A 17923-nucleotide genomic window follows, 5' to 3' on the forward strand; every position below is an offset into this window, starting at 1 on the left:
GCGGCGCCGAGCGTGGAGGTGCCCGGCAAGGCGAGGGGCAGGCCGTTGTCTCGTCGGGACAACTGCTCGCCGCGAGCATGATCGGCGCCGGCATCGTGTCGACGTCGTTCAACAGCGTCGGCACCGGGATCGCGGCCGACCGCGAGGTGGAGCGCACAGCGTTGCGACCAAGCTCGTGAACCAGCTTTCCGGCGGGGGCGGCGAGCTCGCCGGCCTGACCGTGACCCGGCCCAGGCTGGAAGACGTCTACCTCGGGCTGATCGGGGAGAAGCCGTGATCCCGTCCCTGCTCGGCGACTTCACCTTCGACGGCTTCACGCCGCCGCGGCTGCAGTGCGACACGACCTTCCACAGCCGGCGGCCGACCGGTGAGGCCCGGGGGGCTCACCGGCGCAGCCGCCACCCAGACCACCGGCTGGGGCCACCGCCAGCTCGACCGAATCAGGGAGAAACCGTGACGACCTGGCCGACCGGCTCGTGGTGGTCGCCAAGGGCAGCGTGGTCGCCGAGGGGATTCCCGAAACGCTCGGGGGCCGCGGCCAGGCCGAGGCGCTCGTGCGGTGGAGCGACGACACCGGCGACCACGAGCGCCTCCACCTCGTCGAGGTAGCGCGAGGTGAACATGATCGTGGTGCCCTCGTGGGCGAGGCTCTCGATCAGGCCCCAGAACTGGCGCCGCGCCTCGGGGTCGAACCCCGTGGTGGGCTCGTCGAGGAACAGCAGTTGGGGACGACCGATGATGCCGAGCGCCACGTCGACGCGGCGGCGCTGCCCGCCGGAGAGCGACTTCACACGCGTGCCGGCCTTCTCGCTGAGCCCGACCCGGTCGATCACCTCTTCCGCTTCTCGCGGGTTGGGGTAGTACTTCGCGAAGTGCCGCACGGCTTCCGTGACGGTCAGCTGAGCCGCGTCCGTCGCCGTCTGCAACACGATGCCGAGCCGCGAACGCCATTCGCGGCCGGCTTTTCCCGGGTCCTCGCCGAGCACGGCGGCCTCGCCCGCCGTGCGCTGCCGGTGTCCCTCGAGGATTTCGACGGTGGTGGTCTTGTCCGCGCCGTGGGGCCCCAGGAGCGCGAACACCTCACCTTCGTGGATGTCGAGGTCGAGACCGGCCACGGCGATGTGGCCCGGGTACACCTTGCGCAGTCCGCGCACCCTCACTGCAGTGGTCATGGCTTCACCCTGCGATCACGGACCGCGTCCGCGGGACGTCCGGCCAGTGGAATCGAGTTGTCCACCGAATGGTGGACACGGGTGGTGTGTTTCCCGTGGAACCAGCGAAAACGCCGTCACGAAGGCCGAAACCGGCCCACCGCACGATCGGCCGGTGCCCGGCAACCGCCGCGGAGGTGAAACCACCTTGTTGACACGTTGTCTAACCTGACGGGATGTCTCACCAGCAGGTGACCGCCAGTGACGGTGTCCGCCTCTCGGTTCGCGTCAGCGGCGCCGAAGACGGGCCCACGGTCGTGCTCGTGCACGGCTACCCGGACAGCGGTTCGATGTGGGACGGCGTGGCCGCCGAACTCGGCCGCCGCCACCGCGTCGTGGTCTACGACGTGCGCGGCGCCGGCGACTCGGACAAACCGCGCGAGCGCGCCGCGTACCGGCTCGACCAGCTCGCCGCGGACCTCAAGGCCGTGGTCGACGAGGTGCAGCCGAACGGGAAGGTGCACCTGCTGGCCCACGACTGGGGTTCGATCCAGACCTGGCACGCCGTGACCGGCGACGGGCTGCGTGGCCGGATCGCTTCGTACACCTCGATCTCCGGCCCGAGCCTCGACCACGCCGGCGCGTGGTTCCGCGAGCAGTTCAAACGCCCGGCAGGGGTGCCGCGCGCGCTGCGCCAGCTGCTGCACTCGTACTACATCCTGCTGTTCCAGCTGCCGCTCGTGCCGGAGCTCGGCTGGCGCTCCGGGCTCGTGCCCGCGCTGATCCGCCGGCTCGACCCCGCGGCGGGGCGCGTGAAGATCGCCGACGCCGTGCACGGCCTGAAGCTGTACCGCGCCAACATGTTCACGCGTCGGTCGCGGCCCGCGCCGCGCCCAGCCGAGGTGCCGGTGCAGGTGCTCGCACCGGTGGGCGACGCGTTCGTGACCGCGCCGCTGCAGACGGAGATCGCGCGCTGGGTGGCGGACCTGCGCGTGCGGCGGCTGGTCGGTTCGCACTGGATCGCCCGCAGCAAGCCGGCAGTCATCGCCGCGGCGACGGCGGAGCTCGTCGAGTACGCCGAGGGCGGTCAGGAGAGCCGTGCGCTCAAACGCGCCCGCGTCGGTGGTGAGCCAGGACGGTTCGCCGACCGGCTCGTGGTCGTCACCGGCGGCGGCAGCGGCATCGGGCGCGCGACCGCGCTCGCGTTCGCCGCCGAAGGCGCCGATGTGGTGGTCACCGACATCGACTCGGCCGCGGCGGCGGAAACCGCGAAGCTGGTGCGAGACAAGGGTGTGGACGCTGGTGAGTACACAGTGGACTCGTCCGACGCCGGGGCCGTCGAGGAGTTCGCGGCGCGGGTGCGGGCAGAGTTCGGGGTGCCCGACGTGGTGGTGAACAACGCCGGGATCGGCATGTCCGGGCCATTCCTCGACACCACGCCGGCCGACTGGGAGAAGGTCGTGGATGTGAACCTGTGGGGCGTGATCCACGGGTGCCGCGCGTTCGCGCCCATGATGAAGGACCGGGCTCAGGGCGGGCAGCTCGTGAACCTCGCGTCGGCCGCCGCCTACCTGCCGTCGAAGATCCTCACCGCGTACAGCACGACGAAAGCCGCCGTGCTGGCACTGAGCATCGGCCTGCGCGCCGAGCTCGCGGCCGACGGCATCGGCGTGACGGCCGTGTGCCCGGGCCTGGTGAACACGAACATCACCAGCACCACGCGGTTCGTCGGCGTCGCGGCCGGCGAACAGGCCCGGCGGCAGCAGGCGGCGGCGAAGCTCTACGCGCGCCGCGGCTTCGGGCCGGAGAAAGTGGCGCGCGACATCCTGCGCGCGGTGGAGCGCGACCGCGCGATCCAGCCGTCGACCCCGGAAGCCAAGGTGGCGCTGGTGCTTTCGCGCCTGACGCCCGGCCTGCTGCGCGCGGCGGCGAAGCTGGACGTCACGCCGTGAGCCGCCCGCTCCGGATGACCCCGCATGCCCGGCGCGCCGACCTGATCGCCGCGGCGCTCGGTCCGTTCGGCAGCCGCGCGCCCGAACTGGTGACGGCTGGAGCAGGGGCCGCCGGAAGGCCGGTTGCGCGCCGCCGTGCGCGGGCTCGTCGACGTGGCCGCTCCCTACCGCCCCGGGTACGTCGCCTTGCTGCGCACCGGTTCCGTGATCGCGACGTCGGAGACCGACGCGGCGATCGACGAGGTCCGGCACCGGTCGGTGGAGCTGATCCTCGACGCGCTCGGGATCGCCGAACCGTCGGCGCTGCAGCTGCTGACGCTGCGGTGCCGGACCGACGTGGTCGAGGGCGCGCTGCTTTCGTGGCTGCAGGAGCGCGACGTGCCGCGCGAGGTTCTCGACGGGTGGCTCGTCGACCAGCGCACGGCGATGCTGGAGACCACCGGAGGGCACGAACCCCCAGTGCCGAACCCCCAGTGCGCTGAAGGCCGCCCTGGGCGAACGGCGCGGCCTTCAGCGCGACGGGTTCAGTGCTTGGTGACGCTGTCCCAGCCCTCGACGTCTTCCGGCTTGCGCGGGCCCGGGCCCACGTACTTCGCCGACGGGCGCACGAGGCGGCCGGTCTGCTTCTGCTCCAGGATGTGCGCCGCCCAGCCGGCGGTGCGGGCGGAGGAGAACATCGACGGCATCATGGCCGGCGGCACCTTCGCGAAGTCCAGGATCACGGCGGCCCAGAACTCCACATTGGTCTCGATCGGGTGATCCGGGCGGCGCTCGCGCAGCTCGGTCAGCGCGGCCTGCTCCAGCGCCGCGGCGACCTCGTAGCGCTCGGCGCCGAGCTCCTTGCACGTGCGGCGCAGCACGCGGGCCCGCGGGTCCTCCGCGCGGTACACGCGGTGGCCGAAGCCCATCAGGCGCTCCTTGCGGTCGAGGATGCCCTTGACCAGACCGGCGGCGTCACCGGACCGCTCGACCTCCTCGATCATCGGCAGCACGCGCGCCGGCGCGCCACCATGCAGCGGGCCCGACATCGCGCCGACCGCGCCCGAGAGCGAAGCGGCCACGTCGGCACCGGTCGAGGCGATCACGCGCGCGGTGAACGTGGATGCGTTCATGCCGTGCTCGGCCGCCGACACCCAGTACGCGTCGAGCGCCTTGACGTGGGCGGGGTCCGGCTCGCCGCGCCAGCGGATCATGAAGCGCTCGGTGATGGACGTCGCCTTGTCGACCTCGGATTCCGGCACGGCCGGCGTCGAGGTCCCGCGCGCCGATTGCGCGACGTAGGACAGCGCCATCACCGAAGCGCGAGCCAGCTGGTCGCGGGCCTGCTCGTCGGTGATGTCCAGCAGCGGCTGGAAGCCCCAGATCGGCGCGAGCATCGCCAGCGCCGCCTGCACGTCGACGCGTACGTCGCCGGTGTGCACCGGCAGCGGGAACGGCTCGGCCGGCGGGAGCCCGTTGCCGAAGCGGCCGTCCACGAGGAGTCCCCACACGTCACCGAAGGTCACCTTGCCGGCGAGGTCCTCGATGTCGATGCCGCGGTAGCGCAGCGCGCCGCCGTCGCGGTCGGGTTCGGCGATCTCGGTGCGGAACGCCACCACACCTTCGAGGCCCGGTTTGAAGCCGTCGTCGGCGTGGTCGGAGTTCTTCTGGCTGATGGTGGAGGTAGTCACTTCGCGAACCTTTCGATGCGCCCCGGCTTTGGCCACTTCACGCTGTCTCACTCGCGCGGACGGGATACACGCGCACCCTGGGCGCGCCTCATCGCACGGTTGGACAAACCTTGCTCCTTCGCGGCGACCTGGGCAATGAAAGATGTGGTGGTTTCGGTCACGATTCCGAGAACGATTCAGTGGGGAAAGGCCTCTCGCGGCAAGTTCTTCGTCAACCTGTGGTGACCGAGCCCGCAGACGGGCGGTGTAGCGAAGGTAAATCCTGTGTTTCCGAATCCGGCGGAGCCGCGGACCCGGTGATACACCTTTCGCATGCACCTGAGCCCGCAGGAACGCGACAAGCTGCTGGTCCACGTCGCCGCCGACGTTGCGCGCCGCCGGCTGGACCGCGGTGTGCTGCTCAACTACCCCGAAGCCGTCGCGCTCATCACCGACCACGTGCTCGAAGGCGCGCGCGACGGGCGCACGGTGAGCGAGCTCGCAGCCAGCGGCCGGGCGGTGCTCAGCCGCGCCCAAGTGCTCGGCGGAGTGGCCGAAATGGTCGACTCCGTGCAGGTGGAGGCCACTTTTCCGGACGGGACGAAGCTCGTCACCGTGCACGACCCCATCAGCTGAAGGAGCGCGAGTGCGGCCAGGCGAGATCATCCCCGGCGACCAACCGGTGGAGCTGAACCCCGGGCGCGAGCGCGTGCGGCTGCTCGTGCGCAACCTCGGCGACCGGCCCGTGCAGGTCGGCTCGCACTACCACTTCGCGGCCGTGAACCCGGGGCTGGAGTTCGACCGCGAGGCCGCGCGGGGGCACCGGCTCGACGTGCCGGCCGGCACGTCCGTGCGGTTCGAACCCGGCATCGAGCGTGAGGTGGACCTGGTGCCGTTGCGCGGGCACCGGCGAGTGCCGGGGCTGCGGGCCGAGCCCGGCCGGGAGCGCTGAGGCGTGCCGCAGATCGATCGTGAGCGCTACGCCGAGCTGTTCGGCCCGACCACCGGCGACCGGATCCGGCTCGCCGACACCGACTTGCTCATCGAGGTGACCGAAGACCGCTCGAGGGGCGCGAACGGCAGCGGCGATGAGGTGCTCTTCGGCGGTGGCAAGGTCATCCGCGAATCGATGGGCCAGGCGATGGCCACGCGCGCCGAGGGCGCCCCCGACCTCGTGATCACCGGCGCCGTCATCCTCGACCACTGGGGTGTGGTGAAGGCCGACGTCGGCGTGCGTGACGGGCGCATCGCCGGCATCGGCAAGGCCGGCAACCCGGACACGATGGACGGCGTCGACCCGGCGCTCGTGATCGGTCCGTCGACCGAAGTGCTGTCCGGCAACGGAAAAATCCTCACAGCGGGCGGCATCGACTGCCACGTGCACTTCATCTGCCCCCAGCTCGTCGACACCGCGCTCGCCGCCGGCCTGACGACGTTGGTGGGCGGCGGCACGGGGCCGAACGAGGGCACGAAGGCCACCACCGTGACACCCGGGGCCTGGCACCTCGGCCGCATGCTGTCCGCCATGGACGGTTACCCGGTCAACGTCCTGTTGCTGGGCAAGGGGAACACCGTGCGGGCCGAGGCGCTGCGTGAGCAGCTGGCCGCCGGTGCCGGCGGGTTCAAGCTGCACGAGGACTGGGGCACGACGCCCGCCGCGATCGACGCGTGCCTCAGCGTCGCCGACGAATCGGGTGTGCAGGTGGCGATCCACACCGACACGCTCAACGAAGCCGGGTTCCTGGAGTCCACTGTGGAGGCGATCGGTGGCCGGTCGATCAACGCGTACCACACCGAAGGCGCCGGCGGTGGCCACGCGCCGGACATCATCCGAGTCGTGGGACTGCCGAACATCCTGCCGTCGTCGACGAACCCGACGCGTCCGCACACGGTCAACACGCTCGACGAGCACCTCGACATGCTCGTGGTGTGCCACCACCTCAACCCGTCGGTACCGGAGGACCTCGCGTTCGCCGAGAGCCGCATCCGGCCGAGCACGATCGCCGCCGAGGACGTGCTGCACGACCTGGGCGCGATCTCGATGATGAGTTCCGATTCACAAGCCATGGGCCGCATCGGCGAGGTGGTCATCCGCACCTGGCAGACCGCGCACGTGATGAAACGCCGCCGTGGGGCGCTGCCCGGCGACGGCGCGGCCGACAACCTGCGCGCCCGCCGGTACGTCGCGAAGTACACGATCAACCCGGCGATCGCGCACGGGATGGAGGCCGAGATCGGCTCGGTCGAGGCCGGCAAGCTCGCGGACCTCGTGCTGTGGGAGCCGAAGTTCTTCGGCGTGCGCCCGCACGTGGTGCTCAAGGGCGGCTTCCCGGCGTGGGCGGCGATGGGTGACGCGAACGCGTCGATCCCGACGCCGCAGCCCGTCCTCGCCCGGCCGATGTTCGGCGCGGCCCCGCGCGTCGCGGCGGCGTCGAGCCTGCACTTCGTGGCTCCCGAAGCGCTGTCGTCGGGGCTCGCGGACACGTTCGGCATCCACCGCCCGCTCGTCGCCGTCGCGAACACGCGGGCGCGGACCAAGGCCGACATGGTGCTCAACGACGCGACCCCCGACGTGCGCGTCGAACCGGACAGCTTCGCGGTGCGCGTGGACGGTGAACTCGTGGAGCCGATGCCGGTGACGCGACTGCCGATGGCCCAGCGGTACTTCCTCTTCTGATGGCCCACTGATGGACGTCTGCGCGCTGATCCTCGCCGATTCCCGGTTCCCGGGCGGCGGCCACGTGCACTCCGGCGGACTGGAAGAAGCCGTGAGCCGTGGGCTCGTGACGAGTGAGACCGACCTGCCGGGGTTCCTGCTCAGCCGGCTGCGCACCGCCGGCGCGCTCGCCGCCGCGTTCGCCGCGGCCGCCGCGCACGCCGCCGCGCGCGGGGTCCGGAGTGGACACTGGCTGCGGCTCGACCGCGAGCTGGACGCCCGCACGCCGTCACCCGCGCAGCGCGTGGCGTCGCGGGCCCAGGGGCGCGGGACCGCGCGGGCCGGTGCGGTGGCGTGGCCTTCGCCGGTGCTGACGGCGCTGCTCGCCGAAACCCCGCGGCCGCACCACCCGATCGTCTGCGGCGCGCTGGTCGGGATCGCCGGCGGCGTGCCCGCGGACGCCGCGACGGCAGTGGGGTACCTGTCGGTGAGCGGGCCCGCGAGTGCGGCGGTGCGGCTGCTGGGGCTCGACCCGTTCGCCGTCAACGCGGTGGTCGCCCGCCTCGGCGCCGAGGTGCGCCGCGTGGCCGGCGAAGCCGCCGCCGTCGCCGGGGCCGACCCGGTGGAGCTGCCCGCGCCGGGTTCGCCGGCGCTGGACCTGTTCGCCGAGGCGCACGCCCGGCACCACGAGGAGGAGGTGCGGCTCTTTGCGAGCTGAACACGGTCACGGTCACCCGCACACGCACCCGATCAGCTTCGACCCGACGGCGACCGAACCGGACCGCCACCCGGCCGCGCCGGCTGCGGGCCGCGCGTACCGCATCGGCATCGGCGGACCCGTCGGCAGCGGCAAGACGGCGCTGACCGCCGCGCTGTGCCGCGCGCTCGGCGGCGAGCTGAACCTCGCCGTGGTCACCAACGACATCTACACCACCGAGGACGCCGACTTCCTCCGCAAGGCGGGGGTGCTCGCGCCCGAGCGCATCGAGGCCGTGCAGACCGGCGCCTGCCCGCACACCGCGATCCGCGACGACATCACCGCGAACCTCGACGCCGTCGAGACGCTCGAGGAGCGCTTCCCCGGCCTCGACCTGGTGCTCATCGAGAGCGGCGGGGACAACCTCACCGCCGTGTTCAGCCGCGGGCTCGCCGACAGCCAGGTCTTCGTCGTCGACGTCGCGGGCGGCGACAAGGTGCCGCGCAAGGGTGGCCCCGGCGTGACGACGGCCGACCTCCTGGTGATCAACAAGATCGACCTCGCGCAGTTCGTCGGCGCGGACCTGGGCGTGATGACGGCCGACGCGCACCGCATGCGCGGCGACCTGCCGGTGCTCGCGCAGTCGCTGGTGCGGACGCCGGACGCACCCGACGTCGCGCGCTGGGTGCGGTCGGTGCTGCCGGTGCGCGCGGGGTGAAAGCCCACGCGCGGGTGGTCGCGTGTTTCGAGGACGGCCGGACGGTGCTGCGCGAGCTGCGATCGATGGCACCCCTGACGTTGTTCCCGCGCCGCGGCCGGGGGCCGGACGCGGTCGTCCACCTCGTCTCGTCGGCCACGACGCCGTTGGGCGGGGACGAGCTGCTGCTCGACCTCCGGGTCGGGCCCGCAGCCGTGCTGCGGTTGTCCGGAGTCGCGGCGACGCTCGCGTTGCCCGGACCCGGCGGCGCCGCGAGTTCGTCCACTGTGGACATCGAAGTGGCGGACGGTGGGTCGCTGACCTATCTGCCGGAGCCGACCGTGGTCACCACCCGCGCGGACCACACGGCGGTGCTGCGGGCCTCGGTAGGCGAAAATTCCCGTTTCCACACCCGGGAAGTGCTCGTGCTCGGCCGGGCGGGCGAACCGCCGGGCCGGCTCACCACGACCGTCCACGTGACGCGCGGGGGCCTGCCGGTGCTGCGGCAGACGCAGGAGATCGGTGACCCGGTGCTCGACACCGGACTCGCCGCGCTGGCTGGAAAGCGCGTGCTCGCGACGGAGCTGGTGATCGGTGGTCCAGCGCGTCCCGCGGCTTCGGGGGAGTGGTGGGCGCGCACGTCTCCCGCACCTGGCGTCACGGTCACGACGTCTCTCGCGGCGGACGCGGTTGTTGCCTTGAAAGGTCTGGACTGCTAGAACTTCGTGCCTTGTCAGCACGTGGTGTTCTCGCAGCGAGGGGTGGCTCTGAACGGCGTTCAAGCGTCCGGTGCAGGGACGATTCCCAGGCGTGGCAACGGCTTAGCGTTCGGTGATCGCCTGTGGTGGGGCCTGCGCGAGACGGGTGACCTGCTGCTCGATACCGTGATCGCCGCACGTTCGACGGCGCGCTCCGCCGGGCCGTGCGCGCGGTTACCTGAATCCGGACGCGCGCTTTCGCCTCCGCATCAGCGGTAATTGCGATTTTCGCAAGGTTGACGCCGGCGCTGCCCCCTGGGCGGAGCGCGGCGGGAAGGAGGGCCGGTGGCCCGGACCTACGGTGGCGTCCCGCCGGAGCAGAGACGCGCCGAGCGTCGGGAACGGCTGCTGACAGCCGCCCTGGAGCTGTTCACCACGACGGGCTTCCGGCAGGCCAAGATCACCCAGTTGTGTACTCGTGCCGGGGTGTCCACGCGGAACTTCTACGAGGAGTTCGGCAGCAAGGAAGAAGTGCTGCGGACGCTGCACGACCGGATCAACTCGCTCGCGCTCACGCACGTGTCGGCCGCGCTCGAGGAGGTCAAGGACGCCGACGCGATGACGCGCATCGCGAAACTGCTCGACGTCTTCGTCGCCACGGTGACCCTCGATCCGCGGATGCCGCGGCTCAACTACGTCGAGGCCGTGGGTGTGAGCCCGGAGCTCGAAGCACAGCACCAGGTGTGGGTGGACCGGTGGGCCACGTTCATCGAGACGGAGGCGCGCCGAGCCGCCAAGGCCGGCGTCGCCCCCGACCGCGACTACCGGCTGACTGCGATCGCCCTCGTCGGCGCGGCCACCGGGCTGCTGCGCGAGTGGCAGGCGCACGAGCCGCCGCTGCCCGTCCACGAGGTCGGTGCGGAGCTGCGGGCGCTGATGCTGGCGGCGATCACGCGGGCCTGACTGCGCTGGTCGGGGGCTCGCGCCGGGCCCGATCGCGGCTTGATCGATCAGGGACGGGACGGTTGACCACGGGTTGGCGGACGCGGTCCGGCGAGGGTGGCAGGAGTCACCGTTCGGTGGGTTCCGCCGCAGCTGGCGAGCCAATACCGTCGCTGGATACCGATGAGTCGACACCCTCACCAGGGGTACGGAGGTTGGGGCCCATGATGCCGGAGATCGACGAGGTACCGGACGCGGTTGTCCGGCTGCCCGGGATGCGGGTGGCCTACGACGGGGCTCCCTTCGACGAGGCGGCCCTCGCGTCCACCTGGACCGAGCAACTGCAGAACTGGCTGAGCCAGGCGATCTCCGAAGGCGTCGCCGAGCCGAACGCGATGGTTCTGGCCACTGCCGACCCGCAGGGGCACCCGTCCTCCCGGACGGTGCTGTGCAAGGGGCTCGACGAGCGCGGGGTCGTGTTCTACACGAACTACACCTCGGCGAAGAGCCACGACCTCACGGCCACGCGCTACGCGTCGGCGACGTTCCCCTGGTACGCGCTGCAGCGCCAGGTGACCGTGCGGGGTGAGGTCGAGAAGGTCGCCGCCGCGGAGACGGCGGCGTACTGGGAGCAGCGGCCCCGGGGTTCGCAGCTGGGTGCGTGGGCGTCGCCGCAGTCGCGGATCGTGGACGGGCGGCGGGCGTTGGACAACGCTCTGCGCGGGATCGAGCGGCGGTTCGCGGACGTGGAGAGCATTCCGGCGCCGCCCCATTGGGGTGGGTGGCGGATCCGGCCGGATGTCGTGGAGTTCTGGCAGGGGCGGGAAGACCGGATGCACGACCGGTTGAGGTTCCGGCGGACTGATGATGGGTGGGTTGTGGAGCGGTTGGCTCCGTGACTCGCTGAATCTGCTGGGTGTTTCGCGGATTCCGTCGCCATTCTCGCACTGGTCGCCACACTCTGCTGCGGTCGCCAGTCTGTCGTGGTCGCCACTCTGTTGCGTGGGGGCACCCCGATCTTTGATTGTGAAGGGCGCGGGGATCGAGGTGCGGGGCGGGGGGCTGGGTGCTTGCTTGGGGTGCGTTGTCGGCCGGCGGAGTCGTAGAGGTGTTCGGCTGGCGGCGAAGGGTAGGGGTCCTTTGGCGTTCGGTTTCGGCTGGCGGCCGGGTCGCGCTGGAGTCTCGCGGGTGCGCGTGAGCTTGGGTCGCGGGGCCTTCGTCCCTTGTCTGGGGTGGTCGTCGCAGGTCAGTTCGGTAATCCGGCAATTCGGACGACGGTCGCCTCGCGAGCAAAATCACGCGCGGCCGGTTAGTTAGCACAGCTAAGATGGTGTGTCGTGAGTTCTGATCCGGGGACGTTGCCGCCCCGTACTGGGGTTCGGAAGCTCCTCGGCCGCATCGTGGTGGACACCCGTCCGCTCAGGATTCCGGCGTTCAGGCGGCTGTGGGTGTCCACGGCGGTGACCGCGGTGGGGTCGCAGCTGACGGCCGTGGCGGTGCCCAAGCAGGTGTTCGACCTGACCGGGTCGTCCGGGTACGTGGGGCTGACCGGGGCCGTCGCGCTGGTGCCGCTCCTGGTGTTCGGGCTGTGGGGCGGGGCGATCGCCGACGCGGTGGACCGGCGGAAGCTGCTCCTGGTCACGAACGTCGGGGTGGCCGTCTCGTCGGCGCTGCTCTGGTTGCAGGCGTTCGCGGACTTCGGGTCCGTGACCCTGGTGCTCGTCCTGCTGGCGGCGAACCAGGCGTTCTTCGCGATCAACATGCCGACCCGCGGCGCCGTCGTGGCGCGGCTGGTGTCGCCGGAACTGCTGCCCTCGGCGAACGCGCTGAACACGACCATGTCGACGTTCGGCGCGGTGTTCGGGCCGCTGTTCGGCGGGGCGCTGATCCCGGTCATCGGGTTGTCGACGCTGTACCTCATCGACGTGTGCGCGCTGATGATCACGCTCGTCGCCGTGTGGCGGTTGCCGTCGATCCCGCCGCTGAACGGGCCGTCGCGCCGGGCCGGGGTCGGGGACGTCGTCGACGGATTCCGGTACCTGGCCACGAAGAAGGTGCTGCTGGCGTCGTTCGTCGCCGACATCATCGCGATGGTCGCCGGCATGCCGCGCGCCCTGATCCCCGAGATGGCCGAACGCACGTTCGGTGACCCGCCCGGCGGTGGCCCCGCCCTCGGGTTCCTGTACGCGGCGCTGCCCGCGGGTGCCATGATCATCGGCCTGTTCTCCGGCTGGCTGCACCGCGTCGGGCGCCAGGGTGTCGCCGTGGTCGTGTCGATCTGCCTGTGGGGCGCGGCGATCGCGGCCTTCGGCCTGGCCCACTCGCTCTGGCTCGCCGTGCTCTTCATGGCACTGGCCGGCGGCGCCGACATGGTCAGCTCCGTCTACCGCCAGGCCATCCTCCAGACCGCGACCACCGACGAGATGCGCGGCCGCCTCCAGGGTGTCTTCACCGTGGTCGTCGCGGGCGGGCCGCGGCTGGCCGACCTCACCCACGGCTGGGCGGGTGCGCTCTTCGGCACCGAAGCCGCCGCCACGGGCGGCGGGCTGCTGGTGATCGTGCTCGTGCTCCTGGCGATGCTGGTCCTTCCGGCGTTCTGGCGCTACCGCGCACCCACGGGCTGATCCGGGAACCCCGGTGGCGCCGCCCGGGCTAACCGGCGTTGCACCGAACGGCCTACGATGCCGGGCATGCGTGCTCACCCGATCGCCGCTGTCCTGCTAGCCGCCGCCGCGCTCGCCGCCTGCTCTACGGGGCAGCAGCAGGCCGCACCGTCGAAGTCCAGTACGTCAGTGCCGCCGCCGAAACCCGGCTCGACGTGCTCGCTGCTGTCCGCGGACGAGGTCGGCAAGGCGATCAACATCCCCGGCATCGTCGCCAAAACCGGCCCGAACCAGGAGAGCCCGAACAACGGCGGCAAGTCGACCAGTTGCGAATACCTCCTCGGCAACAAGCAGGCCGGCGCGCTGGCCGTCACGCGCTACGAGGGACGCAAGGCCAACCCCCAGGACATGGTCGCCGCGATCAAGAAGGCCAAACCCGGCGCGGTCGACGTGCCCGGGTTCCCCAGCGGGGCCGTCTACTACGTCGACGAGGCGAAGACGGCGACTCTCGCCGCGGCCAAGATCGTCAAGGGCGTGCCCGTACTGGTGAACTACACCGGTCCGGTGAAGATGACGCAGCAGATGATGGCTCCGCTGGTCAAGACTGCAGTCACGGCCGTCTGACTTTCGCCCGGCTGCCGGACAAGGCAGACTATTCGCCCATGACGGACGTGAGGGCGGAGGGTCCGGAAGTTCGGCAACCGGCGCTCCGGCGCGTGATGGGGCCGAAGCTGCTGCTGTTCTTCGTGGTCGGCGACATCATCGGCACAGGCGTGTACGCGCTGACCGGCCAGGTCGCCGGCCGCGTCGGCGGGGCGCTGTGGCTGCCGTTCCTGCTGGCGTTCGTGGTCGCGTTCATGACCGCGTTCAGCTACCTGGAACTGGTCGGCAAGTACCCGCGGGCCGCGGGCGCCGCGCTGTACACGAACAGAGCGTTCGGCGTGCCGTTCCTGACGTTCATGGTCGCGTTCGCCGTGATGTGCTCCGGGATCACGTCCGCGTCGTCGGCCGCGGTGGCGTTCGGCGCGACCTACCTGGCCGCGTTCGTGAAGCTGCCGATGGTGCTCGTCGGCATCGGGTTCGTCCTCGCGCTGGCGCTGATCAACTTCCGTGGCGTCGGCGAATCGGTGAAGGCCAACGTGGCCCTCACCTGCATCGAGCTGTCCGGGCTGCTGATCATCATCGGCGTCGGCGTGTGGGCCGTGATCAACGGCGACGGCGAACCGGCGCGCCTGGTCGAGATCAACACGGCCGACAAGACGTGGCTCGTCGCCATCACGTCCGCGACCTCGCTCGCCTTCTTCGCCATGGTCGGGTTCGAGGACTCGGTGAACATGGCGGAGGAGTGCCACGACCCGGTGCGCATCTTCCCCAAGGCCATGTTGTGGGGCATGGTCGTCGCCGCGACGATCTACGTGCTGGTGTCCATCACGTCTTCGCTGCTCTTGCCGGCCGGCGACCTCGCCGCCGCCAAGAGCGACGCACTGCTCAAGGTGCTCGACGTCGGCGCGCCAGGCTTCCCGCGGGAGATCTTCTCCGCCATCGGCCTGTTCGCGGTCATCAACTCGGCGCTGATCAACATGCTCATGGCCAGCCGCCTGCTCTACGGGCTGGCCAACGAGCGCGTACTGCCCGCCGTCTTCGGCCGGGTGCACAAGACGCGCAGCACGCCGTGGGTGTCGATCATCTTCACCAGCGCCATCGCGATCCTCCTGGTGTCCTTTGTGGACATCAGTGCGCTCGGTGGCACGACGGCGCTCCTGCTGCTCGTGGTGTTCGCGATCGTCAACGTCGCCCTGCTCGTGCTGCGCAGGGACAAGGTGGTGCACAAGCACTTCCGCGCGCCCACCGCGATCCCCGTGCTCGCCGCGATCTTCTGCGTTTACCTCGTGAGCCCGCTGTCGGGCCGGCCGGCGAGTGACTACGCCGTGGGCGCGATCCTGCTCGGCGTCGGTGTGGTGCTGTGGTTCGTCAACTGGCTGGTGAAGCGCGGCCTCGACCGCCGCGAGGTCAAACGCGGTTCGGCCGGCTGAGGCGCTCGAAGTCGGTGAGGTCGTGGGCGGCGAAGATCGTCACCTCGCCGGACTGGCGCAGTTCCCGTAGGCGCCGCTGGTTCGCGATGCGCTGCGCGGGCGCCGTCTGCACGAGCCGTTCGAACATCGCCAGACCCGGCGGGATGGCCGGCGGCTCGTCGATCTCCGCGTGGAAGAAGTACGCGTCGCCGGCGTTGGGCAGCCAGCCGGTGTCCGTGTGGACGGCGATGCCGGCGTGGCCGGGTGTGTGGCCCGCGAGCGGGACGAGCGCGATGTCCGGCACGCCGTCGAGCTCGCGCACGGCGAGAAGCCGAACCAGTTGTCGCCCGCGTCCGCGTAGGACGTCCACTGTGGACCGTGGGCGAACTGCACGCGGCGGTACCGCTTGTTCCCCGCGTGGTACGCGGCCAGCTCCGCCGCGTATACGTGCACCCGCGCGTGCGGGAAGTCGACGAGTCCGCCCGCGTGGTCGAGGCGAGGTGCGTCAGCACGATGTCGCGCACATCCGCCGGGTCGAAGCCGAGCGCGCGGATCTGGCTGACGGCCGTCTCGTGCGCGCGGGCCACGGGCTGTGACAACGCGAGGAACCACCGGCCCAGCCAGCGCACCGGCTCGCTGACGGCGGGTGTCCCCATGCCCGTCTCGATCAGCACGAGGCCGGTGGCGGTTTCGAGCAGCAGGCAGTGGCACACGAGCTTGGCGCGCCGCAGCAAACCGGGGCGGCCGTCGACGAGCTTGCCACCGAACGGGGCCATGGTGCCGGTGTTCAGGTGGTGCACGCGCATCACGCGAACTCCCTCTCTGCGGTCGTGTGCAGGTGGGCCGCGATCGCGCGCAGCGGCGCGACGTCGCGGCGGGTCTTGGCGAACAGCAGCGCGCCCTCGATCGAGGCGAGCACCACCGTCGCCAGCGAAGTAGCACGCTCGGCCGGCAAGCCCTGGCGCGTGAAGTACTCGGCGAGCGAGTGCTCCCACGAGCGGTAGCCTTCGTCGCACGCCTGGCGGATCAGGCGACTTTCGGCGGCGGCCTCCAGTGCGACTGTCGCAAGTGGACACCCGCGCTGGAAATCGGACTCCGTGAGCGCGGTCGTGAGGGTGTCCACCACCGCGGCGATCGCAGCCGCGGGATCCGGCGCCGCGGCGACCACGGCGCTGAGCATTTCGGCGATCCGCTCGCTCGACAGCCGCACGGCCTCGGCCGCCAGTTGCTCCTTACCACCGGGGAAGTGGAAGTACAGCGAACCCCTCGGCGCCCCGCCCGCTGCGACGAGCTGGGTGAGGCCAGTGGCGTGGTAGCCCTGCGCCTGGAACAGCTCGGCGGCGGAGTCGAGCATGCGGCGGCGGGAGTCGGTGCGGCGGACCATGACGTCACCGTAGCTCAAACTATGACGACCGGTCTAGTTAGTTTCGGCCGGGCACGACGGACGGCTGTGCGCCGGTAATGTCTGCGGCATGGCCAATCCCACCGGAGAGCAGTTCGAGATCACCCGCGGCAACGCCCGCGCCGTCGTCACCGAGATCGGTGCCGGCCTGCGCGTGTTCGAGGTCGGCGGCGTGCCCTACGTCGAGGAGTTCGAGGCGGACGAGAAGCCGCCGAAGGGCCTCGGTCAGGTGCTGCTCCCGTGGCCGAACCGCACCAAGGGCGGCGAGTGGGAGTTCCAGGGCGAGAAGCAGCAGCTCGAGATCACCGAAGAAGCGCGCGGCAACGCGATCCACGGTCTCACGCGGCACAAGGAGTGGGAGCTGCTGGAGCACGCCGAGTCGTCGATCACGCTCGCGGTCGACGTCGAGGTGCAGCCCGGCTGGCCGGTCCCGCTGCGCGCCACGATCACCTACGACCTGCACCCGCGCGAGCTCACGATCACCCACGAGATCCGCAACGAGGGTGAGCAGCCGATCGGCGTCGGCGTCGGCACGCACCCGTACTTCCGCATCGGCGACGTGCCCACCGACGAGCTGACCCTCACGCTGCCCGCTTCGCGCGTGCGCCCGTACGTCGCCGACCAGCAGATGCCGTACGCGGACGAACAAGACGTCGAGGGCACCGAGTACGACTTCCGCGGCGGCAAGGTGCTCGCGGGCGTCGACCTCGACACCGCCTTCGGTTCGCTGGCGACGGCTGACGACGGCACGCACCACCACGTGCTCACCCACCAGGACAAGCAGTTGCTGGTCTGGACCGGTCCCGACTTCCGCTGGGTGCAGGTGTTCACGCCCGATGACCTGACCGGCCGCGGCCGCGCCGTCGCGATCGAGCCGATGACCTGCCCGGCCGACGCGCTCAACACGGGCACCGACCTCATCGAGCTGGAGCCCGCGACGTCGTGGTCGGGTAGCTGGGGGATCCGCGTCCTGTGACGCCGGAGCTGCTGACCGAGGCCGACGCCGGGGAGCTGCTCACGGTGCAGCGCGCCGCGTACCTGTCGGAAGCTCGCGCGCACCGGAACTTCGACCTCCCTCCGCTGGTGGAGACGGTGGAGCAGGTGCGCGCGGCGCTCGCAGATCCGGCGTGGCGGGTGTGGGGCGTGCGTGACGGTGGCCGGCTGATCGCGACCGTGCGGCTTCGCGTGGCCGGTGCCGTCGGCGAGGTCGCGCGGCTGGCCGTCGCGCCCGACCGGCAGGGCGAAGGCCTCGGCAGCGCGTTGCTGCTGGCGGCGGAAGAGCTTGCGCCCGCTGAGGTCACGCGCTTCCGGCTCTTCACCGGTGAGCGTTCGGCCGGCCCACTGCACGTGTACGCGAAGCTCGGCTACCGCGAGACGCACCGCAGCCCGGAAGCGGACTACCAGCTCATCCACCTCGAAAAGCCCCGCGGTCGCGCGCCGGCGGCAATTCGTTAGCGTGTCAAA

General features: G+C 71.1%; 17 protein-coding genes and 2 pseudogenes. 15 read left to right on the forward strand and 4 right to left on the reverse strand.

Features of this window, described 5'->3' with window-relative positions; translation table 11 throughout:
* Positions 1-440: 440 nt before the first annotated feature.
* On the reverse strand, positions 441-1172 hold the full coding sequence (locus I6J71_RS01665; protein ID WP_239154362.1) for an ABC transporter ATP-binding protein: 732 nt from the start codon (positions 1170-1172) through the stop codon (positions 441-443).
* Positions 1173-1387: 215 nt separating this feature from the next.
* Between I6J71_RS01665 and I6J71_RS01670 the strand changes: the two genes are divergently transcribed.
* Positions 1388-3103, forward strand: a complete 1716-nt coding sequence (locus I6J71_RS01670; RefSeq protein WP_239154363.1) for an SDR family oxidoreductase — start codon at positions 1388-1390, stop codon at positions 3101-3103.
* A 14-nt stretch (positions 3104-3117) separates the two neighbouring features.
* Positions 3118-3559, forward strand: a pseudogene (locus I6J71_RS47475) (TetR/AcrR family transcriptional regulator); the annotation flags it as partial.
* Between the two features lie 68 nt (positions 3560-3627).
* Here I6J71_RS47475 and I6J71_RS01680 read toward each other — a convergent pair.
* Positions 3628-4773 carry a citrate synthase 2 gene (locus I6J71_RS01680; protein ID WP_204093096.1) on the reverse strand — a complete coding sequence of 382 codons (1146 nt, stop codon included), beginning with the start codon at positions 4771-4773 and terminating at the stop codon, positions 3628-3630.
* A 312-nt stretch (positions 4774-5085) separates the two neighbouring features.
* Between I6J71_RS01680 and I6J71_RS01685 the strand changes: the two genes are divergently transcribed.
* The 11 genes from I6J71_RS01685 to I6J71_RS01735 all read left to right on the forward strand — a co-directional run bounded on the left by I6J71_RS01685 (position 5086) and on the right by I6J71_RS01735 (position 15078).
* Positions 5086-5388 carry an urease subunit gamma gene (locus I6J71_RS01685; protein ID WP_204093097.1) on the forward strand — a complete coding sequence of 101 codons (303 nt, stop codon included), beginning with the start codon at positions 5086-5088 and terminating at the stop codon, positions 5386-5388.
* 10 nt (positions 5389-5398) lie between these two features.
* On the forward strand, positions 5399-5704 hold the full coding sequence (locus tag I6J71_RS01690) for an urease subunit beta (protein ID WP_204093098.1): 306 nt from the start codon (positions 5399-5401) through the stop codon (positions 5702-5704).
* Between the two features lie 3 nt (positions 5705-5707).
* Entirely contained in the window at positions 5708-7429 is a 1722-nt protein-coding gene (locus tag I6J71_RS01695) for an urease subunit alpha (RefSeq protein WP_204093099.1), read from the forward strand.
* A gap of 10 nt (positions 7430-7439) precedes the next feature.
* Positions 7440-8126 (forward strand): urease accessory protein UreF, encoded by a 687-nt coding sequence (locus I6J71_RS01700; RefSeq protein ID WP_204093100.1) that lies wholly within the window; start codon positions 7440-7442, stop codon positions 8124-8126.
* Complete coding sequence (gene ureG, locus I6J71_RS01705) at positions 8116-8823, forward strand: urease accessory protein UreG (RefSeq protein ID WP_204093101.1); 708 nt, start codon at positions 8116-8118, stop codon at positions 8821-8823. The genes I6J71_RS01700 and ureG overlap by 11 nt, the downstream gene beginning before the upstream one ends.
* On the forward strand, positions 8820-9521 hold the full coding sequence (locus I6J71_RS01710; protein WP_204093102.1) for an urease accessory protein UreD: 702 nt from the start codon (positions 8820-8822) through the stop codon (positions 9519-9521). Before ureG ends, I6J71_RS01710 begins: the two co-directional genes overlap by 4 nt.
* 324 nt (positions 9522-9845) lie before the next feature.
* Positions 9846-10463 (forward strand): TetR/AcrR family transcriptional regulator, encoded by a 618-nt coding sequence (locus tag I6J71_RS01715; protein ID WP_204093103.1) that lies wholly within the window; start codon positions 9846-9848, stop codon positions 10461-10463.
* 203 nt (positions 10464-10666) lie between these two features.
* Positions 10667-11341, forward strand: a complete 675-nt coding sequence (gene pdxH / locus I6J71_RS01720) for a pyridoxamine 5'-phosphate oxidase (RefSeq protein ID WP_204093104.1) — start codon at positions 10667-10669, stop codon at positions 11339-11341.
* A gap of 459 nt (positions 11342-11800) precedes the next feature.
* Positions 11801-13066 (forward strand): MFS transporter, encoded by a 1266-nt coding sequence (locus I6J71_RS01725; protein WP_370542189.1) that lies wholly within the window; start codon positions 11801-11803, stop codon positions 13064-13066.
* A 66-nt stretch (positions 13067-13132) separates the two neighbouring features.
* The gene (locus I6J71_RS01730; RefSeq protein ID WP_204093106.1) at positions 13133-13669 is read left to right on the forward strand and encodes a hypothetical protein; all 537 of its coding nucleotides are present in this window, start codon (positions 13133-13135) and stop codon (positions 13667-13669) included.
* A 38-nt stretch (positions 13670-13707) separates the two neighbouring features.
* On the forward strand, positions 13708-15078 hold the full coding sequence (locus I6J71_RS01735; protein ID WP_204093107.1) for an APC family permease: 1371 nt from the start codon (positions 13708-13710) through the stop codon (positions 15076-15078).
* On the opposite strand, the pseudogene I6J71_RS01740 reads toward I6J71_RS01735, so the two are convergent.
* Positions 15056-15863 (reverse strand): annotated as a pseudogene (locus I6J71_RS01740) (MBL fold metallo-hydrolase). The gene I6J71_RS01735 and the pseudogene I6J71_RS01740 overlap by 23 nt on opposite strands.
* Positions 15863-16441, reverse strand: coding sequence for a TetR/AcrR family transcriptional regulator (locus I6J71_RS01745; protein ID WP_204093108.1), 579 nt, complete (start codon positions 16439-16441; stop codon positions 15863-15865). Before I6J71_RS01745 ends, I6J71_RS01740 begins: the two are co-directional and overlap by 1 nt.
* An 88-nt stretch (positions 16442-16529) precedes the next feature.
* Between I6J71_RS01745 and I6J71_RS01750 the strand changes: the two genes are divergently transcribed.
* Positions 16530-17435 carry an aldose 1-epimerase family protein gene (locus I6J71_RS01750; RefSeq protein WP_204093109.1) on the forward strand — a complete coding sequence of 302 codons (906 nt, stop codon included), beginning with the start codon at positions 16530-16532 and terminating at the stop codon, positions 17433-17435.
* The gene (locus tag I6J71_RS01755; RefSeq protein ID WP_204093110.1) at positions 17432-17914 is read left to right on the forward strand and encodes a GNAT family N-acetyltransferase; all 483 of its coding nucleotides are present in this window, start codon (positions 17432-17434) and stop codon (positions 17912-17914) included. Before I6J71_RS01750 ends, I6J71_RS01755 begins: the two co-directional genes overlap by 4 nt.
* Positions 17915-17923 lie beyond the last annotated feature (9 nt).

The organism is Amycolatopsis sp. FDAARGOS 1241 (assembly GCF_016889705.1).
Classification (GTDB): Bacteria; Actinomycetota; Actinomycetes; order Mycobacteriales; family Pseudonocardiaceae; genus Amycolatopsis.